The sequence below is a fragment of the Buttiauxella sp. AC038 genome, assembly GCF_979253565.1.
Window position 1 is genome coordinate 3,062,385 of the sequence record NZ_CEEDCQ010000001.1, and the last position, 26,083, is coordinate 3,088,467.

General features: G+C 46.5%; 24 protein-coding genes and 8 pseudogenes. 13 read left to right on the forward strand and 19 right to left on the reverse strand.

All coding sequences use genetic code 11. The annotated features are described in order from the left end of the window. Positions 1–40: 40 nt before the first annotated feature. Entirely contained in the window at positions 41–265 is a 225-nt protein-coding gene (locus AC0IXI_RS14525; protein WP_064518156.1) for a hypothetical protein, read from the reverse strand. Positions 266–727: 462 nt separating this feature from the next. On the opposite strand from AC0IXI_RS14525, the gene AC0IXI_RS14530 reads away from it, so the two are divergent. Both AC0IXI_RS14530 and AC0IXI_RS14535 read left to right on the forward strand, forming a co-directional pair. Continuing rightward, a complete protein-coding gene (locus AC0IXI_RS14530) occupies positions 728–976 on the forward strand; it encodes a biofilm development regulator YmgB/AriR family protein (RefSeq protein ID WP_471682664.1) in 249 nt (82 codons plus the stop codon). Between the two features lie 485 nt (positions 977–1,461). Next, on the forward strand, positions 1,462–1,962 hold the full coding sequence (locus AC0IXI_RS14535) for a manganese catalase family protein (protein WP_471682665.1): 501 nt from the start codon (positions 1,462–1,464) through the stop codon (positions 1,960–1,962). Between the two features lie 114 nt (positions 1,963–2,076). Here AC0IXI_RS14535 and AC0IXI_RS14540 read toward each other — a convergent pair whose 3' ends face one another. Further along, positions 2,077–2,847 carry a hypothetical protein gene (locus AC0IXI_RS14540; RefSeq protein ID WP_471682666.1) on the reverse strand — a complete coding sequence of 257 codons (771 nt, stop codon included), beginning with the start codon at positions 2,845–2,847 and terminating at the stop codon, positions 2,077–2,079. Between the two features lies 1 nt (position 2,848). Further along, complete coding sequence (locus tag AC0IXI_RS14545) at positions 2,849–3,046, reverse strand: hypothetical protein (protein ID WP_134183182.1); 198 nt, start codon at positions 3,044–3,046, stop codon at positions 2,849–2,851. Positions 3,047–3,274: 228 nt separating this feature from the next. On the opposite strand from AC0IXI_RS14545, the gene AC0IXI_RS14550 reads away from it, so the two are divergent. Further along, complete coding sequence (locus AC0IXI_RS14550; RefSeq protein ID WP_471682667.1) at positions 3,275–3,784, forward strand: aldo/keto reductase; 510 nt, start codon at positions 3,275–3,277, stop codon at positions 3,782–3,784. 55 nt (positions 3,785–3,839) lie between these two features. Here AC0IXI_RS14550 and AC0IXI_RS14555 read toward each other — a convergent pair whose 3' ends face one another. The 4 genes and pseudogenes from AC0IXI_RS14555 to AC0IXI_RS14570 form a co-directional block, all read right to left on the reverse strand. Further along, complete coding sequence (locus AC0IXI_RS14555; RefSeq protein ID WP_243839581.1) at positions 3,840–3,917, reverse strand: DUF6434 domain-containing protein; 78 nt, start codon at positions 3,915–3,917, stop codon at positions 3,840–3,842. Positions 3,918–4,051: 134 nt separating this feature from the next. Further along, positions 4,052–4,668, reverse strand: a pseudogene (locus tag AC0IXI_RS14560) (dTMP kinase). A 387-nt stretch (positions 4,669–5,055) separates the two neighbouring features. Beyond that, positions 5,056–5,277, reverse strand: coding sequence for a Rossmann-fold NAD(P)-binding domain-containing protein (locus tag AC0IXI_RS14565; protein WP_064518143.1), 222 nt, complete (start codon positions 5,275–5,277; stop codon positions 5,056–5,058). A gap of 15 nt (positions 5,278–5,292) precedes the next feature. After that, positions 5,293–6,436, reverse strand: a pseudogene (locus tag AC0IXI_RS14570) (NADH-dependent flavin oxidoreductase). A 603-nt stretch (positions 6,437–7,039) separates the two neighbouring features. On the opposite strand from AC0IXI_RS14570, the gene AC0IXI_RS14575 reads away from it, so the two are divergent. Beyond that, positions 7,040–7,660, forward strand: a complete 621-nt coding sequence (locus tag AC0IXI_RS14575; RefSeq protein WP_064518139.1) for a TetR/AcrR family transcriptional regulator — start codon at positions 7,040–7,042, stop codon at positions 7,658–7,660. Positions 7,661–7,701: 41 nt separating this feature from the next. Here AC0IXI_RS14575 and AC0IXI_RS14580 read toward each other — a convergent pair whose 3' ends face one another. The 3 genes from AC0IXI_RS14580 to AC0IXI_RS14590 form a co-directional block, all read right to left on the reverse strand. Then, entirely contained in the window at positions 7,702–8,292 is a 591-nt protein-coding gene (locus AC0IXI_RS14580) for a flavin reductase family protein (protein WP_064518137.1), read from the reverse strand. A gap of 209 nt (positions 8,293–8,501) precedes the next feature. Beyond that, positions 8,502–9,161: an SDR family oxidoreductase gene (locus tag AC0IXI_RS14585; RefSeq protein WP_424222536.1), complete on the reverse strand. Its 660-nt coding sequence runs from the start codon at positions 9,159–9,161 to the stop codon at positions 8,502–8,504. Between the two features lie 151 nt (positions 9,162–9,312). Further along, on the reverse strand, positions 9,313–9,696 hold the full coding sequence (locus tag AC0IXI_RS14590; protein WP_064518133.1) for a nuclear transport factor 2 family protein: 384 nt from the start codon (positions 9,694–9,696) through the stop codon (positions 9,313–9,315). Positions 9,697–10,867: 1,171 nt separating this feature from the next. Here AC0IXI_RS14590 and AC0IXI_RS14595 point away from each other — a divergent pair. Both AC0IXI_RS14595 and AC0IXI_RS14600 read left to right on the forward strand, forming a co-directional pair. Beyond that, positions 10,868–11,179, forward strand: a pseudogene (locus AC0IXI_RS14595) (LysR substrate-binding domain-containing protein); the annotation flags it as partial. Positions 11,180–11,637: 458 nt separating this feature from the next. Next, the gene (locus tag AC0IXI_RS14600) at positions 11,638–12,276 is read left to right on the forward strand and encodes a hypothetical protein (protein WP_471682668.1); all 639 of its coding nucleotides are present in this window, start codon (positions 11,638–11,640) and stop codon (positions 12,274–12,276) included. Positions 12,277–12,374: 98 nt separating this feature from the next. Here AC0IXI_RS14600 and AC0IXI_RS14605 read toward each other — a convergent pair. From AC0IXI_RS14605 to AC0IXI_RS14645, 9 genes and pseudogenes are all read right to left on the reverse strand, one after another. After that, positions 12,375–13,613 (reverse strand): annotated as a pseudogene (locus AC0IXI_RS14605) (IS110-like element ISEsa2 family transposase). A 558-nt stretch (positions 13,614–14,171) separates the two neighbouring features. Further along, positions 14,172–15,077 (reverse strand): NACHT domain-containing protein, encoded by a 906-nt coding sequence (locus tag AC0IXI_RS14610; RefSeq protein WP_471682669.1) that lies wholly within the window; start codon positions 15,075–15,077, stop codon positions 14,172–14,174. Then, a complete protein-coding gene (locus AC0IXI_RS14615) occupies positions 15,035–15,844 on the reverse strand; it encodes an NACHT domain-containing protein (protein WP_471682670.1) in 810 nt (269 codons plus the stop codon). The genes AC0IXI_RS14610 and AC0IXI_RS14615 overlap by 43 nt, the downstream gene beginning before the upstream one ends. Positions 15,845–16,200: 356 nt before the next feature. Continuing rightward, positions 16,201–16,776, reverse strand: a complete 576-nt coding sequence (locus tag AC0IXI_RS14620) for a hypothetical protein (RefSeq protein ID WP_471682671.1) — start codon at positions 16,774–16,776, stop codon at positions 16,201–16,203. Between the two features lie 274 nt (positions 16,777–17,050). Then, a pseudogene (locus tag AC0IXI_RS14625) lies at positions 17,051–17,183 on the reverse strand (site-specific integrase); the annotation flags it as partial. A gap of 1 nt (position 17,184) precedes the next feature. After that, positions 17,185–17,505, reverse strand: coding sequence for a DUF8087 domain-containing protein (locus tag AC0IXI_RS14630; protein ID WP_332539477.1), 321 nt, complete (start codon positions 17,503–17,505; stop codon positions 17,185–17,187). 239 nt (positions 17,506–17,744) lie between these two features. Beyond that, positions 17,745–19,039: pseudogene (locus AC0IXI_RS14635) on the reverse strand (hypothetical protein). Between the two features lie 120 nt (positions 19,040–19,159). Next, positions 19,160–19,486 (reverse strand): helix-turn-helix domain-containing protein, encoded by a 327-nt coding sequence (locus AC0IXI_RS14640; protein ID WP_471682672.1) that lies wholly within the window; start codon positions 19,484–19,486, stop codon positions 19,160–19,162. An 83-nt stretch (positions 19,487–19,569) separates the two neighbouring features. After that, positions 19,570–19,914: a helix-turn-helix domain-containing protein gene (locus AC0IXI_RS14645; protein ID WP_471682673.1), complete on the reverse strand. Its 345-nt coding sequence runs from the start codon at positions 19,912–19,914 to the stop codon at positions 19,570–19,572. A 76-nt stretch (positions 19,915–19,990) separates the two neighbouring features. On the opposite strand from AC0IXI_RS14645, the gene AC0IXI_RS14650 reads away from it, so the two are divergent. From AC0IXI_RS14650 to sppA, 7 genes and pseudogenes are all read left to right on the forward strand, one after another. Then, positions 19,991–20,287: a helix-turn-helix domain-containing protein gene (locus AC0IXI_RS14650; RefSeq protein WP_422569617.1), complete on the forward strand. Its 297-nt coding sequence runs from the start codon at positions 19,991–19,993 to the stop codon at positions 20,285–20,287. Positions 20,288–20,426: 139 nt separating this feature from the next. Further along, on the forward strand, positions 20,427–20,960 hold the full coding sequence (gene srlA, locus AC0IXI_RS14655) for a PTS glucitol/sorbitol transporter subunit IIC (protein ID WP_413499946.1): 534 nt from the start codon (positions 20,427–20,429) through the stop codon (positions 20,958–20,960). Beyond that, positions 20,957–21,331 (forward strand): PTS glucitol/sorbitol transporter subunit IIA, encoded by a 375-nt coding sequence (locus tag AC0IXI_RS14660; RefSeq protein ID WP_471682674.1) that lies wholly within the window; start codon positions 20,957–20,959, stop codon positions 21,329–21,331. Before srlA ends, AC0IXI_RS14660 begins: the two co-directional genes overlap by 4 nt. Further along, positions 21,328–22,329: a PTS glucitol/sorbitol transporter subunit IIB gene (gene srlE / locus AC0IXI_RS14665; RefSeq protein ID WP_422569615.1), complete on the forward strand. Its 1,002-nt coding sequence runs from the start codon at positions 21,328–21,330 to the stop codon at positions 22,327–22,329. The genes AC0IXI_RS14660 and srlE overlap by 4 nt, the downstream gene beginning before the upstream one ends. A gap of 11 nt (positions 22,330–22,340) precedes the next feature. Continuing rightward, positions 22,341–23,357: pseudogene (locus tag AC0IXI_RS14670) on the forward strand (Gfo/Idh/MocA family protein). Positions 23,358–23,536: 179 nt separating this feature from the next. Continuing rightward, positions 23,537–23,692: pseudogene (locus AC0IXI_RS14675) on the forward strand (TIGR03756 family integrating conjugative element protein); the annotation flags it as partial. A gap of 489 nt (positions 23,693–24,181) precedes the next feature. Continuing rightward, on the forward strand, positions 24,182–26,032 hold the full coding sequence (gene sppA, locus AC0IXI_RS14680) for a signal peptide peptidase SppA (RefSeq protein WP_064518128.1): 1,851 nt from the start codon (positions 24,182–24,184) through the stop codon (positions 26,030–26,032). Positions 26,033–26,083: the final 51 nt, after the last annotated feature.

The following is a 26,083-nucleotide window of genomic DNA, read 5'->3' on the forward strand; positions in this document are numbered from 1 at the left end:
TAAGATTTACGCTACCTCGGAGGAAAAGTTAAATAAATTTTCAGCTGTAATAGCCAATTATTTGCTTGTAGAGATCAGCAAGAATAACATTAGGCTCACGCTTCATTTTATTTACGAGCGCCATTTTAAGACTGTCGCGGGTTACCACTTGGTTTTTGATCAACAATTCCTGTTTAACAGAAATCAGCAGCACTGAATTAGCTAGAAATCGCTCTGGAATACAGTGAACCACGTGATCATGCATCATATCGGCCATCTGGAACATCAACTCTCTTTTGTTAAGTGAGTAATAAATGTAGTTGCCATAGTGCAAATTGTACAACAGCTAAAAATAAAATATTTTTTCCTGTCTCATTCTGCAGAATAATAAAATTAAACAGATAACCAGGAATAATCTTATTCAATAATATTCTGGTTGGCACCTCCTCTCAATTCAACATAATTACAGACCATCTGAAATCACTGCTCAAAAACGTCAGGAATTATTTTAAACAGACAAGAATGAACAGATATGTAGAAACGTAACAATTGAAATACATCACATTCATTAATCTATCAACGTGAGTTTTCGTCAAAATGTTCAGTGGAAATTGTCGGGTAAGAAAAGTACGCTTGAAAAATAAATAAAGTTAACAACTTGTAAATTACTTGTTTTTAAACTACCTTGAAATGGCTGCATCGAAACAATTCAGATATTTATTACTGCAACACTATTTTAGAGAAATGAATGATATTACCCCAGACAGACTTTAAGCCCGCTTCTCCTCAGTTAGAAATACCCGCTCCATATGAAAATGAATATATCGCGTTGAGAACCATTACTCAACAGCTCATGTCATCCAAAGCCCTGGTAACCAATAAAGACATTATAATTAAACTCATTGAACTTCTGGAAACAGAAAAATGTGATGTGCAAAAAGACATTTTTAGAAATGTTCTGGAAAGCTTGCTACGCAGAACCCCGGATGATCTTTAATAATCTTACTCAGGCAGTAAGCTCCCATTAGCATATTTTATATGATTTTTGAGTAATTAAACCTGAAAGAAAAATCAAAAAATAGACCAGCAACGTTATAGCTGGTCTGACATTGATTCAGCCATCAATCAAAAATCTCACCACTCCACCAAGAAAATAATTTTGGTTACTCTTTCCTGGCATCAATAATATGGCAACCCGCGTGTTAACTTTAACAAAATGACTTTCCTTTAACTGCCACAAACCAGTTAAATGGCACTTTCAGACTATTCTTTTTTACTGAATAAAAGTTTCATTTTTTTACTTTAATTTTAATATCAATAAAATTCAATTACTTACATTGAAGTCAATATTTACCAAAAAGTAGAAAGAATTTCTCGCCGGACGCTAACAGACTTTAGCTAATTCACCACCCGCAAAGTTGTGCCAGGCTTAAACACCGCAAAGGCAAGATGAATCACATTTTTCAATCTTTATAGGGAAACATGCCAGAGATAAACAAAAGTTCATTTGATTATTTATTTATTCATGAGCTATCTGATATTTACTGCGCAGATAAGGAAATTATTGACGCCATTGCAGCCGACATAACGATGACGCGTGAAGTGGCACATCAGATGTCTTTTGAAAAAGCGCTGTACGCTATTAGCAACAATTTCCCACCAGGAAAACTCCCTCCAGTGGAGAAATACGCGACGGTTTATTACAACATGTCCGAAGGAAACGATGTCCGCGGCAGCTGGAATTCAGACGAGAACTTCACCTATGTAGCGCAGCCTGAACCGGCTGTTGATGGCGGAGATGGCACGGCTAGTGTCACGTTATCCGCAACCCAGAACGCGAATCTGGAAAAACTGGCAAATCGTACGGCCTCTGACCCTGGGGTAAATCCGGTTACCGGGACTGACCTTGGCAAGGTACCTCCTGTTGAAATTGAATCACCCGCGCAGAAGAAATCCGGCAAAGCCAAATCAGCTAAAAAATAATATCGGGCGGCCCTATGGCCGCCATCCCTTAGATCTGCACAGACCAAACTTTCTCCTCCACTCATCAAAACATAAATGCCGTGAAAGGGTTTGTATCCTGGCCTGGAAACTGGCTCAGTCTATTTTCTCAGGATGCTGCTCCATTGCCAGCGCACTCGCACTGGCCGGATCAAACAGTGAAAGACTCTCAATTTGACTCAGCATAATCACCCTTCTGAATTCCATTGCACTCCTGGGCTCTGAATCAAGAGTAATGTCATGTTCGGCATACCACTTACTGTAATTATGCTCGATACATAAATTCATTTTCTCACCATCTCGATAGCCGCTCAGCATCGGGATAAGCACGATATTTGCCGTCTTTTCATACTCCAGAGTCGCCGTATGTATCATACCGATATAGATCCGCCTCGACTTAAGGGTCACCAGCGCCAGCTCACCTTCTTCCATACACTGATACAGAAGTTGTTCGATACCGCTCGACTGCGCCAGGCGCTTATACAGCTTTTTCCTGCCGTCACCATCCAGTCTGGCGCTCCCAGCCCAGTTAGAACGATAGAGACAAAATAGTATGGCAAATGCCAGCATAATGACGACCGGAGCCTGAATGCCGAGAAAGCTCCAGTTCATAAACTCAATTTGCCAGTTGGCATAGTGCTGAGGTGCAAGGTGGAAGGTATTAACGCCCACTGACAAGCCTAGCAATAGCAACCAGATTAGACCGGTTGCGAGTACGCCCTGCAGGACGAAAATACAGCCATACAGCGCGACAAGAAAATAGACATCCCAGCCGAAGGAGCGCTTGATTTTAAAGCGAGTAGACAGGTCGCGACTGGTGTACCAGTAACCGCAAACCATTAGCACCATGAATATTGCCGTTCCCATATTATGCCCTCTTCAGGGCGTTAACATGACGCAGGAAATCTTGTCGTACCTCTTTGCTTTTGAAATTAACCGAGGCGTAACCATCCTGGTCAATAATAATCCGGTCACCATCTTCCAGAGCTTCAATAATTTCCTGATGACTGATGACCTGTAATAACGACTCCGGGCTTGAGAAAATCGACATGAAAAAATGGTGCATAACGAGACGTCCTTATTAAGATAAAGGATAAGTCTGGTTTATTAATGATGGTGTTGCCTTAAGGTAATACTGAAAATCCTCAACTTTCATTCACGCGGCTGCCATGTGGCAGCGACCAGACAGCTGGCTGATCAGTTGGAGGTGTAGTGAAGCGCAACAAAGAAGAGATAGCCGTTCGTTTACGTTAACAAAACACCCGTCCAAATGACGGGGGCATGCTTTCAATAGATGGCGGGTCCGGGTGTTTTTGGTCCGGTAAAAGATGAAGCCCGCGCCATTCAGGTATTGCGTGATGCCGTGGCGAGCGGTGTGAATCATATTGATGCCAGCGATTTCTACGGTCCGCATGAAACCAATAAGCTGATCAAAAAAGCCCTGCATCCTTACGCTGACAATCTGTGCATCGTCACCAAAGTCGGTGCTCGTCGTGATGAAAAAGGTGGCTGGTTAACGGCATTCACGCCGCAGGAACTGGTCAGCGCGGTGGAAGACAACCTGTGCAATCTGGGGCTTGAGGCGATGGAAGTGGTGAATCTGCGCAGTATGCTGGATATTCATCAGCCGAAAGAAGGATCACTAGAACTGCAGCTGGAGGCGCTGGCCTGGTTGCTCAGACGTTCACCGAATATTTTGCTGATCCCCGGCACGTCATCGCCGGAACATTTGCAGGAGAATCTGGCCAGCGCACGGCTGAATTTTTCTGATGAAGTGATCGAAAAGCTGAACGAAATGAACTAAGGATCTTGTGAACTGAGTCCTTGGCATCGAGGACTCAGAATTTAAAATATCAGCGTTATGGTGACTGCCTGCGCTTCCACTCATCAGCCACATCGCCCAGAGTTTTAGGCACCTCATTACGTACCCAGGCCATAAAATTACTTTCGAACCGAAAGTCTACCCGCACTGCTCAGTCAGGAAACTCCGGACATTTTTTTGTTCCTGTAACGCTTATCCACAAGCGTAATACGTGTCAAATAAATGGTATGCGTAGGGAAAAGACGATGCCTATGGGCATCCGGGCACTTTGTAGATCTCAGAAATTACCTGCATCGTTGCGTCTTCGATCGTTCCTTCATTACGGCATAAAATCCATTCATGATTGGCTATTTCTCGCTCGAACGCGGTGGTACAAGCGACATGCTCTTCCAGCTTAGAAATCACCGTACTACCCAGCCCACGCGAACGGGACGCGGCCCTCGCCCATGAAATGTCAGGTGCAGTCACCACCCCGACATGCAGGTCTGGCGTTCGCACGTTTCGTTCAATGTTAAGCTGTAAAATCTCTGCAAAAGGAATCATCCGGCGAAACGCGGCATCCGACGGATACCAGCGATCCATCAGGATAATGCAGTCCACTGGCTGTTTAGTCAGCACATGCTTGGAAATCCAGGCACGGCTATCTGCAAGGCGCACACAAACCTCCCGTTCCAAATCCAGAGTGGGATTTCTGGCGAGCTTGTTAACCAGGGCCATTGTTTCGCCCCTGTAAGGATCGCTTTTTTCTCGCAAAGCCGGATGACCTTCTTGTTGTCTGCCCTGAGTACTTTCGTAATGGCCTCCAGCAATGTGGTTTTACCGGCCCCCTTGGGCCCATCCAGAGAAACAAAAAATTGACGACTCATTCTTCAAATGACGATTGATATACGGTTTTTGTAAAGCTTGCATCTGGCAAAAACATCTCATTTCCTTCGTATGAACCGCTGACTAACCCTTCGTTTTAATGTGATAGGTTCGAATGACTGGAACACTTAGACTTCAAGTGCAGCAAGAATGACGGTTTCCATTTTCTCCGGAGTGGTAGTTGGAAAACGTCCGCTCTGAGCGAGGAGCGGAGGTACAGTGGCAAATATCTAAACAATAGTAATTATCAAAAGCGACTGTTTTTTTATATCTGGATATCTACATTCGGATTACCCCTGCACTTCAGGTAGTACAAAAAAATGCCCTGACATTTTCTACCTTTCGGTAAACTAGGGCATTTTCTATAACGCATTGATAATGCAGAATTGTCACCAGTTCTGTAGGGTAGGAGAAATAATCAGATCGTTTACTGTGACGTTATCCGGCTGGTTCAGCGCATAAATAACAGCATTGGCATCATCTTCAGAACTGATAGCAAACTTGTTCAGTTCCTGATCGGCCTTACGACCTTCAGGATCACTGACTTTATCAGCCCAGCCCGTATTGATAACGCCCGGAATCACAGTAAGAGAACAGCAAAAGAACGGCATTTATTGCTCTGTGGATCAAATATCCGGCGACTGCCAGTTCGCGTCATCTTTTACCGGAGGCAGGTAAGAAAGACGCTGCATATTCTGGTTCCATAGATTATCCGGAATGCGGTAACGGTCTTCCTTATGCGGATCGATAGCCGTCACAATACGGTCTTCCTGACCTGACGTGATCAGGCTGATAAGGTCTGGGTTCATCATTACGGTTTTACCTAGCGCAATAAATTCTGCCCACCCCGTCAGGTTGGCTTCGAGGATCTGGTCTGCAGTAAAGAGGTTACCGACACCAATCAGTGGCAGTTTGCCGTTAATACGTTCGTGCAATAGCTGCATACGGGTCAGCGAGGTATCTGCACCGCGACGAGCATTCTTGTAGAAGTCCCACAGTGAAACGTGCAGATACTGCAGTGGTTTCTGTACCAGTGCATCAATCAGGGCAAAGGTGTCTTTCATCGTCAGACCCTGCGTACCCGGTTCTTCCGGAGAGAAGCGGTAACCGACGATAAATTTTTCGCTGGCATACTTTTTCTTCACGTCCATAACGGCATCAACAATGGCTAGCGGGAAACGCAGACGCTGCTCAATTGTACCGCCCCATTCATCGGTACGGCGGTTGCTTTCTCCTGATACAAACTGCTGGATCAGATAGTTATTGGCTCCGTGTATCTCAACGCCATCAAACCCTGCCTGAATGGCCAGATGCACCGCATTGGCAAAGGCTGTAATCAGATCGCGAATTTCCTTGTGGGTCAGAGCCACTGGCTCCCGATTTCTCATCTGCTGAAGGAGCCACCATATCCCGGCCGTTTAGCAATTCAGGGATGCTCAGATGACCACCGTGGTGGATCTGAAGAATAACTGTGGCGCCCTGATTTTTAGCAATTCGGACGACTTCACGCAGGCTGGGTAAATCTTTCTCACCAATAGCTTCTGGCTGGCCGACAAACGCTTTTCCTTCCGGGGACACCAGAGTTGCTGCAGCGATAAAAAGGCCAAAGCCGTCAAAGCGATTGGTCAGAAAGTTACGCTCTTCATCACTCATGCTGCCGTCTTCATGCGAGGCAAAATGTGTCATTGGCGCAACGGTAAAACGGTTTTTAATGATGACGCCATTATTAAGGGCATAGGGTTCAAATAAAGGTGCAAATTTCGGGTTCATTCTGTTTCCTGTGTCATTTTTCTCGACGTAATGTTTATGTCTTAAATGCTAAAACGTACGCTGCGACAAAAAGTGTCTTACGCCATATTTATGTAACGACCACTAAATATTATTATATTTATAGCGATCACTACATAAAAAGGCAAGCATATTTTTCTCTCTCTGAACATTTTTGCTGTTTTTTGTAATTGGTGTTTTAGCTATCGCTTTTTATCAGCGGGTTACCTGCGAGCGGATGAGGAAACATTAATAGCCGCGAGGGCGCCCTTTTGACGGGATCCCGTCGGTGGATAACATCTGATGCATCATGGTTTAACTCAGTGACAAAATCCCATATTTTGTGTAGCACTTACTACGTAATGACACTATTATGTAGTGATCGATACAATTCAACAGTCATCACTATGTACTGAGACGGGCTAAAGTTGAAAATGAGGCGCTGCTGCGTCAAATGATCCTGACCGGTTATAACAGGCTGCGCGCCTTCACCTCGCTGAATGAGGGGGACTGAATGGGCGGGGTAACCACGGCCTACCGACGACACATGACCTCAAAATCTTGTATAGTGAGCCATCAGTTTTACTTTATTCATCAGGCAGGAATATGACAGATTCGACGCAAAGTCCCCCCTCACGAAGAGGACGCCCCCGTAATTTTGACCGGGACAAGGCCCTGGTTCGCGCATTGGGTGTTTTCTGGCGATGCGGATATGAACCAGCTTCTGTCGGCGAACTTTGCCGAGTGATGGATATTAATCCGCCCAGCTTGTACGCGGCCTTTGGCAGTAAGGCGCAGCTGTTTATGGAGGCGGTGAATTATTACGAAAGAACGTTCTGGGATGAGCCATGGGAAAGAATGCGTCAGGAAGAAAACGTATATGACGCTATCCATAACTTTTTTGAAGAAGCCGCCGTTATTCTCACGAGTCAGGAGGCGCCCTGTGGCTGCCTGGTTGTTCTGGCGGCCATCAACGTTTCACCGGATTCGAAAGATGTCTACGATGCGGTTAAGGCATTGAGAGAGGAAGGCAGGATTTACTTCAGGGAACGCCTGGAGGCTGGTAAGCAAGCTGGTCATTTGCCGTCTGATACGGATGTGGATGGTCTTGCCCTGACGTTGAATACACTGCTGGAAGGCATGTCCATACCCGCTCAGGATGGTATCTCGCAGGCTGAACTAAAGCGCATCTCAGCCCAAGCCGTTCGGCTCCTGCCGCGATTTTAAGACATCCGGCACTTTGATCCCGCCCCGCATAGGCGGGTTAATCATGGCATTTCCTGACCACCAATAGTCATACCCTCACCGGTGGCATAAAACTGTCCACCTGCAATGTAGTGCAGGCTTCGCCATGCTGGATCAGCGGAATCAAACTTCCAGTGGCCGTTGCTGAAGATTCGCGAATCCGCCCAGGCTCCCGTGATTTCTCCGATAAACAGATCATAAGTGCTTTGATTATGCGGCTCCTGGATAACCTTGCAGGCAAGCCATCCAGCACAGCCTTCAATAAAAGGCATATCCGTACCGGGCATTTCAAACACCCGAATGCCATGATGAGCCATTTTTTCCGGATCGGTGTGGAGGCTATGGGTTCCTGCATGGTGTGTCAGCGCTATCTGTGCAACAGTCGGAACCTGAATAACAAATTGTCCGCTTTTTTCAATAAGCTCGCGCGTACGAGCCATCTTGTCCAGCACCACGGTCAGCTTTGGCGGGGCATAATCCAGGGCGCAAACCCATGATGCCGCCATCACATTATCCACACCGTCATATCGGGCCGATACCAGCGTCGTCGGTCCGTGGTTTATCAGGCGAAATGCCTTTGATAATTCAACTGGGGTAATAGTTACCGTTGCCATAGTTCATTCCTTTTTCAAAATTAACATCAGCCAGAGACCTCAGAGCATCTGCTCCGACTGCACCACGTTCTTACCCGGAACAGGATCCAGCGTGGCATCCGCTTTCCAGAAGTCCCCACAATCAGGTAAGTACCTGAAGTCGATAACAGGTGCTGACAGCCTGGGATGGGACACCCAGCACAATCAGTTTCATCACAACTCTTCCTGTATCAGGGCTTTTCCATGTGCATAACAGCTGTGCTGATAGCTTCATTACCCGCGGTCAGCTCAATGATGACCCGGCTGATGGCCGGACGGTTGATGATTTCAGCCAGTGTCCAGGCCACGTCATCACGTGAAACATCACCGTAGGGAATCGCAAGACCGGCACGAACTTTACCCTGACCCGGTTCATCAAGCAGTGTGCCAGGACGGAGGATCACCCAGTCAAGATCGGTTTCTGCCAGATACACATCAGCAAGTTTCTTGACGGACATGTAATTCTCAAATGATTCCGGCATACCTTTCGCGCGGAAGGATTCAGGGAACGCCGACACCAGGATGAATCTTTTGATCCCAGCTAGTTTTGCAGCCTCAACGGCCAGCTCCAGACCGTGACCGTCGATAGCTCGGGTCATGTCCTGGCCACCTTTACCGCCAGCACCAGCCGTAAAGACCACGATATCGCTACCGCTAAACAGGGCAGCGAGTCCCTGAGCATCAAGTTCAAGCAGGCTTCCCATGACGGGAATGGCACCGAGCGCGCGCAGCGGCTCTTCCTGTTCCGGATGGCGATAGAGTGAACGGGGTTGATTTCCCTGCTCAGACAGCTTCTGTGCCAGCCGGCGCCCTACTTTTCCGGCACCACCGATGATAAATACCTTTTTCATATTCGTACCTGTAATGAAGGATAATTGTTCGTCTCAGGCCACAGTTCTTCGCAGGATGGCTGACGACGGAACAATAAAAGCGATGCCTGTCATTTCTGGGTCGAGGCTATAGGACAAGGCATCAGGGGTGCATACCCCAACGTTCAGTTAATCAGGGGGCAACATGAGTGTGATAGATTTTGCTGAACACGATCCATTTGCCATCGACCTTGAGCAGATTGAAAAAGTCGGTAAAGCAGAAACCAGAGATATCGTTAGTATCAATACGCGCACTGGCAGCGGTACCCACAATATCGATGTTTACGATAACTCCCTGTGCTTCAGGCGATGGGAGGAAGGCTGAGTCAATGACGTCAAACAATCCCTGGATAGGCCCACCGGTCAGTTTGCCGTCACCGTCAACGCCGTAAATGGTTGCTTCGTTGCTGAAAGCCGGTTTCATGATACTGCTGTCAGCCTGTTTGCCACCTTCATTATACTGGTTCAGTACCTTAACGATCGCGTTGTATTCCTGTACATATATTGGTTTGGTCATGCTTAAATCCTCGCATCTGAATGATGCTTAACGGGTTGCTTTTTGATTAAGGACCCTGCGCGCACGACGGGCAATCATTGTCAGTGAAATAATGACCACAATTCCTCCTGCAATGGTCAGAGCCTAAGTAATGTGAGAGACAGTTTCCCCGCTCTCTGAGAGTTGACTCACCCCTGAAACCAGTGAGCCAATAAATACGTATAAAACAGTGCCCGGCAACAGACCGGCCCATGTAGCCAGAAGGTACTGGGGGTACTGATACGGCTCATTCCCAGTAGATAACTGAGAGGGACGAAGGGCAGAATCGATACCAGACGGAGCAGGAACACCTCCCGAAATCCGTCATCAGAGATGACTGTATTGATGGCCTGCATCCTGGGTAGTGCATTGACCGTGCTTTAATGCGTGCTCCTGCCAGATAACGGCTAATCAGAAAAGCCAGCACCGCCGAAATCAGTCCGGCAATGGAAGTTGCCAACAAACCGCTCAGCGGACCGTACAAATATCCTGCCAACATCGCCAGCGGTGAAGCGGGAAACAACAACAACGTGGCAAGAATAAAAACACCAGCAAACAAAGCCGCCCGAGTGACCCCATCGCTTGTAGCCTGGCGATCAGTTCCTCTGTAATTGTTGGATCCATTCAGTTCCTGCCCAGGCGTTATTCATTTATCACTGCCCTATCAGCCATCAGCAGTCAGGATAAATATGTAGTGATCACTATGTAATTTGTAATTTATAGTGATCACTAAGGAATAAGTCAACATGAAATTGAATACGTTTGGAAGCGGCTGTCTGCTGGGAGACAGATCAGCAGCGTGTTATGGGGAGGTTTTAAAAGGTGGGATATTGAGGGATCAACCTTGCGGTTGTTTCCATCCACCTGTGAATGCGCTGACAATTTCATCCACAAAAACGAACGTTTTCGCTGGAAGAAGTGGGCTGAAGGCATTACCGCATAAATTTCCCCCTCCTCTAACCCACGTCAGCCGGGAAGCATAGCGATCCCTGTGGCATGAATGGCCGCAAGCTGCATTGTTTCGGATTTATAAGTTGTCAAAGGGCTTCAGGGGTGCTGAATTTCGATCTGCTTTCATTTTTTTGAGCGTCCAGTCTGACGACGCTGAGGGGCTGACAAAAGCCAGACACTAATGTGCGGTGAGCGCGTGGGGAAAAGACGTAGCTGGCGGTTCGCCACCCCGGAAGGGACATTTGTGTATGAAGGACCAGGGCGACTGAACCTCGACAGTTCTGAAGCCATGCGTGCATCGGCTATTTCTGGGTTCGGAATAGTCCACTTACCCACCTATTTGCTAGGCGAGGATTTGCGTAGTGGAAGATTGATGCCTGTTCTTGAGGAATATCCTTTTCCTCCGGAACCTATTCGAGTGATTTATCCCAGTAAACGACACTTATCACCACGAATCCGCTCTTTTATTGACCTGCTTATTGAAAGATGGGAGCAAGGATCACCTTGGGAATAAGGAATTTCCATCCATACATATCCCAAACGCTACTGTTCAAGATATTTCTTAAGGCCTAACGTCTGCTCATCGCTCATAGCTGACCTCCCGCTCAGTTAGCTATTCCGCTTAGTGCCAGAAGCGGACGTTGCTGAACTGTATGGCGTTAAGGAATCGTGTGAAAACCTATTAGGCTAGTGAATTCGTGTCTACGCATTCCGTTATATCTTAGCGCTTAGATGAAGATACCAATCGTTGTCACTAATAGGAGTAATTTCTTGCGGATTCATGTATGGTATATATAATTAAAAACTTTGAATTACCATTCATATTGAAATTTTGAGATATGGAACCACAAGAAATCATCAATAAAACAAAACCGCCACCATCCAAAAGTCAAAAAATTTAATTAAGAATGTTTTCGTAAAAATTAACTACATTGAGTTGAATGGTCAACTAATAAAAATTAAGGTGTAAACATGGCTTTTTCATCTGTAGCTTTAGTTGCTGGTGTTGCAGCATTGACATCCTCACTTTTTAAAAATAAAGAGCTAAGGGTAAATGATGTTTTTGAGTTGTCAAAGCTAAATAAAGAATGTTTTGAGAGTCATCCTCAATTAAAAATTGTGAAAAATGATATTAATACTCATATCACAGGCATAAAAGATCCAGTTTATCATGAGGTGTTAATTGAAATCATGGCTAAGCATAACAAACCCGTTGGTTACTTTAGTAAGCTTGAGGGAAGACTCCATTATTCTTCCCCTTATCAAATTTCAATAATTAAGCATAAACCCTTGGCCCGTTTAAAAAAACAATTAACAAATACAAACTCTATTTTTGCTAGCTTAGCATATATTTCAGTTTTGCTAGCTATATTTCAATCAGCAATTGAAATGGATTCCTCATCCGTAACCTGGATGCAAGCTGCAGCGATTATACTCGCTGGCTTAGGCGGTGTAGTATTTAGCCATCTCCTCACCAGTTTATCAGTTCAATGGAGTGAAAATTTTCATCGAGTAAAAGATTATGAATATCAAAATGTCTTTGACGAATATACAAATAATAAAATGAACGAGTTAGGGTTATCAGAAAATAATATTATAACTGATGAATAATCATCCATTAAGCCGTTTGATTGACCTGCTCTTTGTCTTTTAATATACATAGATATGAGTAATGTCAGCTTCACGCCCTGAGACATTCGACAAGCTTTTTATGGCTTCAGTAAGGGCGAGTGTCGCGCTTCGAGAGCCAGCAAATATTTCGCTTCGTCGTAGCGGGTTCTGGTCTTCCAGCAGCGGTAAATGATCCTTATCCATTTAAACGCCAGAGCTCGGATTGCAGATTGGTGAGATTTTCCTTTTTCTCGCAGTCCCTGATAATAAAGTCTGGCCCAGTATGATGAGTTAACCGTCTTGGCAGCCCATTCAACAAAGGTCTGCCTGACGAACTTGGCACACTGCCATCTCCACTGAACCCAGGATTTTTGGCCACTTCTTTCTGTCACCGGGGCAATACCTGCATAGTTTTGAATTTCTTCAGCGCTGTTAAACCGGTCACGGTTATCACCAAGTGCAGCAAGCATCCGTGGGCCCATACACGGCCCCATGCCCGGAAGGGATTTGAACAGTCCCGCATCTGGTAATGTGTCAAACAGCGTTTCAATTCGTTCGTCATAGGTTTTGATGATTTCACTCACGACTTTAATTTGTGTCGCCAGTGCTGTTGCCATCAAAGCATTAGCCTCTATAACACTCGGGTCTGTAGTCAATGGGATCGCGTTATCAATACTCGCAACACGTTGCTCGGTAAGGGCCATTGCGCGGCCACCTTTGGCATTGAGAAAGTTGCGGATCGTGTCGCGCCTGGCTCGTTTCAGTTGTTGCAGACTGGGCCACCGGATAATCAGCTCACACAACAGTAAGCTACCCCGATGTGAGAACCACTCCAGTGGCTGAGGATAATACTGTTTAAGCGTGTTGATTATCCGGTTCACAAAGCGTCGTTTATCTTCAACCAACTAGCGACGTTGCTCAACCAGTTGCTGAAGAAAGCGAATATCCGCATTGTCGGGTTCAATAGCTTTTATCTTCTGGGGGTAACGCAGCATTAACTCTAATGCCAGCTCGGCATCCTGCGGATCATCTTTAGCGCCGCTGGGCGAGAAGGCTTGTCGGTAACGAGCCAGGGACAAAGCGTGGACGGGGAAAACGGTGATAAAGGGATATTTTTGAAGAGCATATACCACGGGGCCCTTCTTCAGTTCGAGAGCAATTGCGATTCTACCTTTTACTTTCTGGTGTAACTCAGTAAGCCAGGCATCAAGCGCTTCTGCTGTATGTTCAATCACATCGAATACGCGTTCACCATTTTTAAACTGAACACAGACATCGTGTTTTTTATCCGCCCAGTCCAGACCAACGTGCGCAGCAAATTGATTAGTCACAGTCATCACCAACTCCTTTTTATAGGGGATTGGTATGCATTCCACGCTCTTCGAAAGAAATATAGCCAGCAGTTTATCTGCATGCCCTGAGTATTCGTTAGCGAACGTGGAGCACCTACTGGTTCGAAAGAAAAGCGGCGATCATCGCATGATTCTCGCTCAATATTCGTAACCAGCAAGCGCATACCCTGAATCACTTAATAGTGTAATTCTCAGGGTGCGAATGACTATACTTCGCTCAGAGCGGACCTTCAATTCAGTTAGCTCGTCCGCTCTGTGCTTGGAGCGGACATTTTTTATCGTTAAGATATAACTATCTCTATCTAATTTTTTTATTTTCCCAAGAAAGTCGCCAAAACAGCATTATATATTATTAAAACATAGTGCAAATTATACAACCCTATTAATCAGAAGTTGAAATAATCTGTGGAATTTAATGAATCCCTTCGATTATTTAACTTGTCAACAGCATTGTTAAACTTATTTCTAGTGAGCACATCAATGCCTAACTTTAATGCTTCTGAAGCAATTGTATCAGGCAGGTTTTTAAATTTAAGAATTTTTCTAATGCTTAACACACCAACCATTATCTAATGCATTCTCATTCTGTCTAATGATAATCATTAACTCCTTGTCAGATAACTCTATTTTTATAAAGTCAATAGAGAACGTAAATATGCTTGAGAATAGGCTGGGATATGAATCTGACTTATCGAAGGTCAAGTTTGTTTTCTCTATTTCATAGCTTTCTTTATTGCCAACTTTAAAGAAAGTGAATTTTGCGCGAAGATTGATTTCATCCAAAAAAACATCCTTAACAGCGGTTGGTATTGCATAGCTATCAATTTTCATAGTCTTGGAAGATAAACAAAGGAAGTTGGTTATTGCAGGGATAAACCCATACTCATGGTAGTTATAATAGTCTAATTCCTCTAGAAAAAACAAGCTATTATGAAAGGTGGTGTAAAAAGAATAGTCATTAAAGCATTTTTTATAAAATGAGGTTTTTTTATCATGCTGCAATGACATAATAAAGGATGCAGCAAAAAACTCTTGAATTGACTTATGTACGAACCGATATTCATTAAAGCCATCTTCAATAATTAAATTTGTAATGGAAGATAACTCTTTCACAGCCTTTTCAGCTATGGAATGCTCTTCATTTATATGCTTGAGTGAGATTGATACGAAATTTACTAGTTTTTCATGGCTAAATCCATTCAGACCATCGCTTAGGGAAATAAAACACAAGCAATCAAAAAGCTCTCTATAAACACGTCTATTATCATTCCAGTGACGCTCTCTGTATACTTTTCCCTTTATATTGTCATGGCGATGAAAAACAGTATCAAAAATATTTGAATAAAATTGTGATAATGTATTTGGTATATCTTCACCTAAATTGTAACTGATGCAGAATAAAACAACTAAAATAGGTGATTTAAGGATGGAGTCTTTTTTTGTATGCAAGGACTTCGTTTAAGAGCGCCACATAGTTCATCGCACTTTTCATGATCAGATGCTGTTTTTTTGATAATTCCAAAAATTTGTTCTTCAGTTAACTCACACACAGAGAATGTTCTAAATTCTGATAAGGAATCAATTTCAGTGCTAGGTCTGCTTGTACAGACTACATGGCATTTAAACGAATTGATAAAACGCTTTATTTCATCAATTAGTTCAATCCTAAACTCAGGCTTAACCTCATCAAATGCGTCAAGGTATATTTTAACATTACTGTCTGAAAGTAATTTCTTCAGCGCGTACTCTGATATTTGAACTCCAAAATGGCTTAATGATTTTGATATGGCAAGCTCTAAGGTACCACCATTATAATTTTTAAGCTCATAGAAAACTGGAAGCCGGCTGAACCTTTTCGCATTATTAGATAATAATTTTCGAAGCAATGTTGACTTCCCTTGCCCGGCCAGCCCTTTTATTAATATGGCCCTATCATTATCTAAAGCTGTGAAATTATTTATCTCCAATCTGCTTTGGGTACCAGATTGCATTATATCGATTGGGATGTAAATATCATCAACATGAAAGGATTTATCTTGAGAGACCAGCGTTTTTATTTCTAGAGTTTTTTCACAATACTCTAGATAGTGCTCCTTGAATCTTGGTATATCTAAAAGTTCGTATTTTTTAACTAAGAAATCAAAGACTGGCCCTATTGTTTTTTTTACGACCTCATTAGCCGTTGAGGTTAACACCGCTCCAGTAACTGCTCCCATAGATACACTAGACCTCATCGTAGTGAATTGTAATTTCCATTATATCAATAAAGATTAGGCTGTGTATCTATTGGATTATCTACATTTACTACTATTTTCAATGCCTATACCGTCCGCACCTCGCTCAAAGCTGTTGGAGATGCTCCGAGCGCCTACTGAGTGCTAGGAGTGGGCATTGACAACTTTTCTTTGCACTAAGAAACATGTAAACTCAAAATAATTCGAGTCACTTAAAGGTGTCAAACTCGAGAATCCCCAAGAGCTTACTCAAGTAAGTGACTGGAGTGAACAAGTGTGGCCAGCGCATAAGCCGCTTGAAGTATGACGGATATAAATAGGATAGAGTCTGATGAGTATCATTTTTCTGATTTATGCATTGACTCATCAAAATTGCAAGAAGCTCGTTTGATATCGAATGTTTTCATAAATTCACCATATGCTTCTGGCCATTCCCCCATAGAGGATGACAGCATCTTATAAGCTTCACCTGATGCACCATAATTCATATCAGCAATTGCAAGTGTTTTTATAGATGTCGCAATGTTTATCGCAAGCACTGAAAGACGTTCTGAAGTATATGTACTGATGGACATTGCCTGCGTAATAGCTGATTTGGCTGGTTGATAAAGTTGATTATGATTAGGTTGAAATAAGAGAGATTTATCCGCATCAAACGCAGCTACGGCAGTCAATAAGCTAGATGCTCTTTCGCGAAATTTTTGCTCATCTTCATTAACCGCGTTGATACAAATTGTTCTGGCATTTATCAATGCTGGCACACTCGTACTTTCTACTAGCTTTGAACCAGTGAAGTATGAACCAATTATTCCGCCAATGGCTGCGATTATCGCGACTAAGAGCGTGCTTCCAGCGCTTAAAGATGCTTTGACGACTTCTGTTCTATCGTTGTTACCGTTTTGACCACCAGACATTTTTAGCTACCAGTTACATAAAAACCCAGTGTATCAATTGATTGCCTATCAATACTATTCGGACAAGCAAAAAATTGCCTTTTTCTCAAAAAATACAAGTAATCGAAATTGCACTACTGATAGTTGTGACCAATTTCCCCTCCATTGTATACGCCAGAATGCCAACTTCAGCTTCTCGCTCATAGCTGCCCTGATACGTTGTGGGCAGCTGTGTGTCAGAAGTGGACGTTGCTAACAACAGTCTGAGTTGATCAACGGGGAGCAGGTCAGACGCGTTATTTATTAAACAGCGTTCATGTGAAAGTGCTTCACCTTTGGTGGCAAATTGTATGCGAATTCGTTTGCCGTTTGCCCCAAATAGATAACACCCGCTAAGCCACTTCTGATGGGTGCTTACGAACGGTCATTCTATTTAGTCTTCATGAGTAAATCCCGAATTTTCGCAAGGTGTGAATTTTCGGGGACTGAATCCATGTAAGGATCGCGCTCAAACACTAATTGCTCAGACTCAACGAAAGCCTGCCACTCTACGGGGTCTAGCTCAAATTCCATCGCAGACATATCACTTTCATCTTCCCCCTCGATCCAGCGGACTAAATAAAACAATTCATCATCAGGAGAGTCATCATCGTCATCAACAATATCAACGTCGGTTACAGTGATGCGAAGGGTGGGATCGATTTTTGAGACATAAATCCCTAACTGCGGCATAGATGGGGTATTGTTCATGAAAATTCCTTTTATTGGTGTTTGCTATTTGAATAAAAATACGCCAAACAGAGTGCTTACTGTGAATACGGCAAGAATCGTTGTAATTATCCCGCTTAGACGCCCCATTCTCTTTTAGAGATCCTCTTGCATATGGATTATGTTACCCGAAAACGAACTTCCGTTCCTCGCTCTTAGCCGACTATCAATCAGAGTATTAATAACAAGATTCACAAATTTATCGAAGGTAGAAAAAACCGTTATTTCTTATCTAACCGTTCCTGTGGCGTTTTCCATTTCAGTAATCGCTCAACCGCCGTATCCCCAGATAAGAACTGGCGGGCCAGTTGCAGGCGTTCCATTACCTGAACCTTCTGCTGCTCATCCAGACGCGCCGCATCCTGCTCTGCTTCACGGAAAAATTGTTCCAGCCGTTTGTCTTCTGCCAATTGCGCCATAATAGATTTTAGTCGGCACGGCTGGCGTTATAGGCTTCTTCCTCCCGACGTATCCGCTCCTTTTCAAGATAGATATCGTGTTCGCGCTCATACTGAATACGCCACTCTTCGGCTTTGATTCTGGCCTCTTCTAACTGCCTGGTAATTAGCGGAACAGCGTCCTGCATCGCCAAAATCATCTTGGGGATCTGGCTTATTAACCCACACTGTTTGGTCTGCCGGAACTGAACCAACCATTTTGCAGATGAATAAGGCGAGTAAAGCTGCAACAGAAACCGCCCGGTAGGCAGCGTATGCTTTGAAACATGAAGAAAAGGCGCACTGTTTTTTCCACGGATCCACCGCGACATCTGTTCGTCGTGAACATAGCGATTTTTAACTTTCTTCGCCGGGACATACTCCGTCATTTCGGCAAGATTGAACGCAAAGTGCATATCCCCGACGCAAATAATACTTGGTGTATACGGTCGCCATAAATTATCCCAGCGATACCCTTCTCCCTTTGGATCTTCCTTGATATCAATATCTGCCCGATGGAGCCTTTCTCCCGGCACATCCAGCGTTACCCGATAGCTCTGTTTCCCTAAGGCATCAAAAAACCGGCTCAGGAAATCTATTGCGCTATCAAACCCCGTATCCGAAACATTGAGATCCAGGAGCTTCTTTTTCGCAGGCTTGTAGTAACCATCTTCAGTCGCATTGGCCTTAGGGAGATACGTTTTAAGATCATTGATTAACGCGTAGCCATTGCCTGTGATCGCGGCTTGCTTTCGCGTCGCTGGAGGTAATGGCTTTGGTAAAGTTACGGTAGATGATGGTGCTATTACGCCAGCCTTCTTCGGGATCTTTGCCATTTTGCCTTTTTTCAAGGCTGGCAGAGCTGGCACCGCAGGTGCAGCTCCTTTCGCCAGTGCTTTCCAGTAACCGGCAAGTGGCCTGGGTATCTGTAATTCAGCACATCGCCTGGCTAGCCCTTCGATGCTGATGTTGTGAAGAGAAGCAATACGTTCCGCTGGTTCGCGCCAGACCAGGTGGTATAGCGCTTCCCTGTCTTCGGGTAAGGTTTGGGTGATACTGGATCGCAGACTCTCTGACATGGCATTCTCCCTTTGCAGAAAACATTATCAGAGATTTTTGTTGGCAGGTGATTGAATCAAATCACCTTTTAATAACTCAAAATTGTAAGGGATTTTGATACCGTGGAACAGGATGATTCCTTAACCCACTAAACGATGTTTGACATAATCCAGTAGTACCTCACGTTGCCTGCTTGATAATGACAAAAATATCAGCATTAGCTCAGCCAAATCATCATCTTCGGCGTAAAAATAAGCTAGCGGAACACATAAAACTTCGGCCAATTTCCTCACAATCTCGATTGCAGGCTCATGTACCCCTTTTTCATACCGATTGATACGCGTGCTGGCGACAAATTCATCTATACCTGCCGCGACACCCAGACGTTTTTGTGAAAGCCCACTTGCTAGCCGAGCCTGTTTCAGGCGTCGGCAAAATATGTCGTTGTAATGACTAGTCGTTTTCATAACTACGAGAATCGTAGTTTTTGCTTGCTGCCGATACTACGATTAACGTAGTATTACAGTGGCAGGTTAAAAGAGGCCGTACCTTAAGCGCCATCTTTAGGGGAGATGTTCATCATCTGTCGGGAGGTTTCTAGCAACTGAAGCTGTAAATCAGGTGAAAGGGCTGCGAAATTGAGTATCAGTTCAGCAAGATTCTCATCCGAAGCGAATAGCCATGGTAATGGGACATTCAGCACATCAGCTATACGTGCAGCGGTTTCCATATCAGGCTCATGAATACCTTTCTCGTAGCGATTGAACCGGGTACTTGCAACGGAAGGATCAACAGCCGCAGCAATCCCCACAGCAGCCTGAGAAATATCTAAGTGCTGTCGGGCTTCTTTTAATCGACGGATGAAAACATCCCGTTGTCTGAGTCGTTTTTGCATAACTACGAGATTCGTAGTTTTTTAATGACTTAGATACTACGAAAAACGTAGTATCAGGATTGGAGAGGTAACCAGAATGACTAAACAAGACTGGCACCCAGCCGACATCATCGCCGCCCTGCACAAACGTGGCACCAGCCTGGCGGCGCTCTCGCGTGGAGCGGGGCTGGCGTCTTCCACGCTGGCAAATACGCTTAGCCGTCCATGGCCCAAAGGCGAATGGTTAATCGCAACTGCCCTGAAAGTTCATCCGGCCACTATCTGGCCCACCCGTTACAGCGGCCAGGAGGAGTACCGCCTGCCAAAACAGCCGTTGCCGGGCATGAAAGTCGTCGCACCAGGACCCTGTTTTCCGGTTCCGGAAAAACGTTAACGCCCTGTTCCCGGAATCGTTTTTTCGTCTTCAGGCAGGGCATTCTCATCGTGCTACCAAGAGGAGTTGTTTATGCGTACCAAAATCCAGGATGTATCACTGCAACCCGCTGTAATACGCTTTCAGACAGGAGGAGCCCATGTTCATTATCTCCCTTGCTGAAGGCTTTATTCATCTGTTCCAGGCCGCCGGTAAGATCTTTCTCGATATGATGAGCGGCATTATCCCTATGCTCATCACCCTGCTGCTGGCAATTAACTTTCTGATGAAACTCACCGGTGAAGCCCGCATGCAGCGCGTGGCGGCACTGTTTGGCCGCTCACGCATCCTTACGTATGGCGTCCTTCCGGTGCTCGGCTGGTTCTTTATGAGCAGCCCCGGGGCACTCACGCTTGGCAAGCTGCTGCCGGAAAAGAGCAAGCCCGGTTATGAGGATGCCCTCGGTACGACCGCCCATCCACTAACCAGTTTGTTTCCCCACGTGGTGCCGTCAGAGCTGTTTGTCTGGCTCGGGGTGGCTGCAGGGTTAAAAGCCCTTCATCTTCCGGTCACCGAACTGGCGTTGCGCTATATCGCTGCCGCCATCGTTATCGGCCTGATCCGGGGCATCATCACTGAGTATCTGTTTCTGCGTCTTAGCCGCAAAGATACCAGCGGGAGGGCAACGCCATGATTATCTACAATGCGCGTATCGTGCGAACAGGCCCATGCGTGGCGGACGGGCTGGCAGATAATATGCTGATTACCTTTGATGCCGCAGGGCCTGCAGACTGCCTCGACTATGCCCTGGTGTTATCCCCCGTGTTTAAGCATCCCACTGTGCAGATACTTCCCGGCGATCGGCTACAGGTGGCCGGGGAGGAATATCTGATAACTGCGACTGGCCGTGAGGCACAGCACAATCTGTATGAACTCGGTCATCTGACCCTGTTGTTTGATGCCAGTCTTTTCGCCCGCCATGCCGGTTGCCTGCATCTCTGCGGCACCTGCCCGCCCCTGTCTGACTTAAAAGATAATCTGATTATTGTGGAGGCCGTATCATGAATAATCTTCATATTCCTCCCGGCCCTGGCGGCTACGGTAACGGCCTGCTGCTGCCCGTCGGCAGTGGCAAAAAGGTGCTGTCGCTCACCGGGCGGGAACCCCATCCGCTCGCCATCGAAATCGGCGCGCTCACCCAGTCTGAAGTGGTGAACGGTTTCTCCTGCGTGCCGTCAGATGAAGAACTGCTCTGTGTGGTGATTAACTGCGGCGGTTCCCTGCGCTGCGGGCTGTATCCAAAGAAAGGCATCCCCACCATCAATGTGCTACCCACCGGCAAGGCTGGTCCGCTGGCGGAGTTTATCACGGAGGATAACTACGTTTCAGGCGTTACGCTGGCGCAGCTGCAGCAGCCTGAAATGCAACAGAACGATGACCGTTATGGCTCGCCGTCAGTCGGGGTGACTGCGGCAGAGCGAGGGAGCACCGCAACAGGGTCTGAACATCAGCCGCCGGAACAGGGTATGGCTCGACTGGTGCATCTGGTGGAGAAAACCGGTACTGCGACGGGCCAGGTCGTTGCCCTGCTGTTTGCCGCCAGCCGCGAGGCGGTGGATGTCTCTCTGCGCAACGTCATTCCATTTATGGCCTTTGTCTCGGTGCTGATTGCGGTGGTACAGGAAACTGCCCTGGGCAGCCTTATTGCGCACGCCCTGACGCCGCTCGCCAGTTCGCTGTGGGGACTGGTGCTGCTGTCTTTTATCTGCGGCATTCCGTTTCTGTCGCCGATACTCGGCCCGGGGGCCGCTATCTCACAGGTTATCGGCGTGATGATAGGCACCCAGATTGGCGCAGGCAATATTTCCCCGGCCTTCGCGCTGCCCGCCCTGTTCGCCATCAACGTCCAGGTGGGCTGTGATTTCGTGCCGGTAGGGCTGTCGATGCAGGAGGCGAAACCGGAGACTATCGCCAAAGGCGTTCCTGCGTTCCTGCTGTCCCGCCAGCTAACCGGGCCGCTGGCGGTCATTATCGGCTGGGCATTTTCCCTCGGACTTTTTTAAAGGTGACCATCATGAAAAAAATCAAAACCGCCGTGGTGGGCGTTGGCATCTACGGCAGACACCACATTAATGCTTACTTAAATAACCCCGAAGTCGAACTGATTGCCGTCTGCGATTCAGATCCAGAACGCTGCGATAGTGTGGCAAATGAACTGGATTTGCCGGGTTACGCCAGCCTCCGGGCGCTGCTGGATAAGGAGGATGTAGACGTTATTTCTATCGCCACCTCCGATCCATACCACAAAGAACCCGCTTTACAGGCTATCGCGAAGGGTAAGCATGTGCTGATTGAGAAGCCGCTGGCGACCTCGGTTGCTGACTGCCGCGATATTATTGATGCTGCCGAACGGCACGGTGTGACCATTGGCGTTGATTTTCACAAACGCTGGGATCCGGCAACGATCCGCGTACGCATGGCTACACAGGAAGCCAGCGCCGGGAATATTATCCGGGGCTATATCAGCATGGATGATGTGATTGCCGTTCCCACCACATGGCTTGGCTGGTCGGCACAGAGTTCGCCGGTGTGGTTTCTTGGCTCTCACTGCTTCGATCTGGTGCGCTATATCAGCGGACAGGAGGTGAAATCGGTCTACGCCGTCGGGCAGAAGCGCCTGCTGGCCGAGCGGGGCATTGATACCTGGGACAGTGTGCAGAGCACCCTGCTGATGGAAGATGGCAGCTCATGGGTGGTGGAAAACGGCTGAGTACTGCCGGACGGCTTCCCGAAAGATAACGACGGGCGCATCGCGATAGTCTGCGACAACGCTTATATACGGTCCAACTCGCAGGATCGCGGGCTGGAGATCGTCACCCCGGAACGGACGAAAACGCCGAACAGCTATTTTATTACCTATCGGGATAACGTCGCCAGCGGCTTTGGTATTGACCCGATTAACGACTTTATCAAAGCAGTAAAAAACGGAACGCCTTATACGGCAACAGCAAACGACGGATTACAGGCCAGTCGGATTTGCGAGGCGGTGCACAAGAGCCTGGAGAGCGGCAAGCCCGTCGCGTTGTGCTGATATTCGGGCTATTACCCGTGGGCCGTTTATCCTTACGGCTCGCGTCGCCAGTACAACGTTTAAGCTGGCCAAGGGTGAGATAACGGTCTGAAATTATTCACAGCCAGTATTCAATTTCATAAGGCCTGAGCGGTAAAAAAACCTTACACCTGCGGTATTACCCGTTACCGCAGGTGCTTATGTTTATCCCTCTTCAACGGCTTTTAATTGTGCTGGCGCTGAGCTCGCTGCCGACTCGGGCCATTACCACACCTGAAATCGCCGCCTCGGCCCTGTCACCTGCATGCGTGAAATATCAGGTTGTCGGCGTCTGCTACTGGTTGTACTGCACGCCGTTGTGTAAGTATCCCTGTAATCCGTGCCATTACTTTCGCGATAAACTTCACGCACAAGGCTCAGTAGAGGTTGAGCGAATTCATCCTCAATTCAAAAGTCTGGACCAGTGGGGAGAATTCAAGATGAAAACAGGTATCAAACTCCGGCGATGATTCGACTGTGAAAACAGTGTTCATCTTTATACTGGCAAATTTGAAGAGGTTTTTGACCCGTGAGTGCTTCAAGTGCCGACGGTACATAGTACCCCCAACATGTTGTTGCTTTACTACAAATTTAGATTATAGCGACCTAACTTTCCATTTTATGTCAGGTTATGGGTACCTTATGTCAGCTTATGGGTAAAACGACATTTAAGCGGCAAAACTAACACAGCAGTAAATTTTGTTACAGCGCAGTAAAGATTTCCTGCTGACTTTTGCCCTGGGGGTATTTAGGATAGCAATCACTTTAGCTATACCTCAGCTAAAACTGAGTAATTCGGAGAGTACATGCGCACCATTGGGCGATTTATTGCCGGTTTTTTTAAGTGGACCTGGCGTCTACTTAACTTTATTCGAGAATTTATTCTCAACCTATTTTTAGTGTTGCTGGTGCTGGTTGGCGTAGGGATCTGGATGCAGATTAACAGCGCGCCAGCAGAACCTGCACGCGGTGCGTTATTGCTTGATATCACCGGCGTGGTGGTCGATAAGCCTTCAGTCAGCAATAAACTGGGCGTGATTGGCCGCCAGTTGCTTGGCGCAAGCTCAGATCGTCTGCAGGAAAACTCGTTGTTTGATGTGGTCGATACTATTCGACAGGCAAAAGATGACCGCAATATCACCGGCATTGTGCTGGATTTAAAAGAGTTTGCCGGTGGCGACCAGCCATCTATGCAATATATCGGTAAAGCACTGCGTGAATTCCGCGACAGTGGTAAACCGGTTTATGCCGTGGGCGACAGCTACAACCAGGGGCAATATTACCTGGCAAGTTTTGCCAATAAAATTTGGCTCTCACCGCAGGGCGTGGTGGATCTTCACGGCTTTGCCACTAACTCGCTCTATTACAAAACGCTGCTCGATAAACTGAAAGTCTCCACGCATATCTTCCGCGTCGGGACTTATAAATCCGCCGTTGAGCCGTTTATTCGGGATGATATGTCACCTGCTGCGCGTGAAGCAGATAGCCGCTGGATTGGCGAGCTGTGGCAAAACTACCTCACCACTATTGCAGCTAACCGCCAGATTACAGCACAGCAAGTGTTCCCGGGTGCACAGGGTCTGCTTGATAACCTGCAAAAACTGGGGGGCGATACCGCGAAATATGCCCTGGATAACAAACTGGTTGATGAACTTGCCAGCAGCGCCGCGGTTGATAAAGCCATGGTGAAACAATTTGGCTGGAACAAAGAAAACAAAGATTTCAGCTACACCAGCATGTATGACTACGTGGTAAAAAAACCGTCTGATAAAGGTGATGCTATCGCAGTGATTATCGCCAATGGCGCGATCATGGATGGAGAGGAAACGCCAGGCCAGGTTGGTGGTGACACCACAGCAATGCAAATTCGCGAGGCGCGCCTTGACCCGAAAGTGAAATCGATTGTTCTGCGCGTAAATAGCCCTGGCGGCAGCGTCTCCGCATCAGAAGTGATTCGTGATGAGCTGGAAGCGGCACGCGCGGCGGGTAAGCCAATTGTGGTTTCAATGGGCGGTATGGCGGCTTCCGGCGGTTACTGGATTTCAACTCCAGCCAATTACATTGTGGCAAGCCCGAATACATTAACCGGATCAATTGGTATCTTTGGCGTCATCAATACCGTTGAAAACAGCCTCGATTCGATTGGCGTTCATACTGATGGAGTGGCGACTTCACCATTAGCCGATGTTGCAGTGACCAAATCTCTGCCACCGGAAGTTCAACAGATGATGCAGTTGACCATCGAGAACGGTTATAAGCGCTTTGTGAACCTGGTTGCAGACTCCCGCAAGAAAACACCGGAGCAAATCGATGCCATCGCTCAGGGACATGTCTGGACCGGTCAGGATGCAAAAGCAAACGGCCTGGTAGACAGCCTGGGTGATTTCGATGATGCCGTAGCGAAAGCCGCTGAGCTTGCGAAACTTAAAAGCTGGCACCTGGTTTTCTGGCAGGATGAGCCAAGCGTGCTTGATATGGTCTTCAACAGCGTGAGCGGCTCGGTACGCGCCATGTTGCCACAAGCGTTGCAGGCATATTTACCAGCACCGTTAGCGGATGCGGCCTTGGCGGTAAAAGCGCAAAACGATAAGTTTGGCACGATGAATGATCCGCAAAACCGATACGCCTTCTGCTTGACCTGCGGTGATGTGCGATAATCTTTAATCCAGCCCGGTATTTACCGGGCTGTTTTTTTTGACCCACCGCCT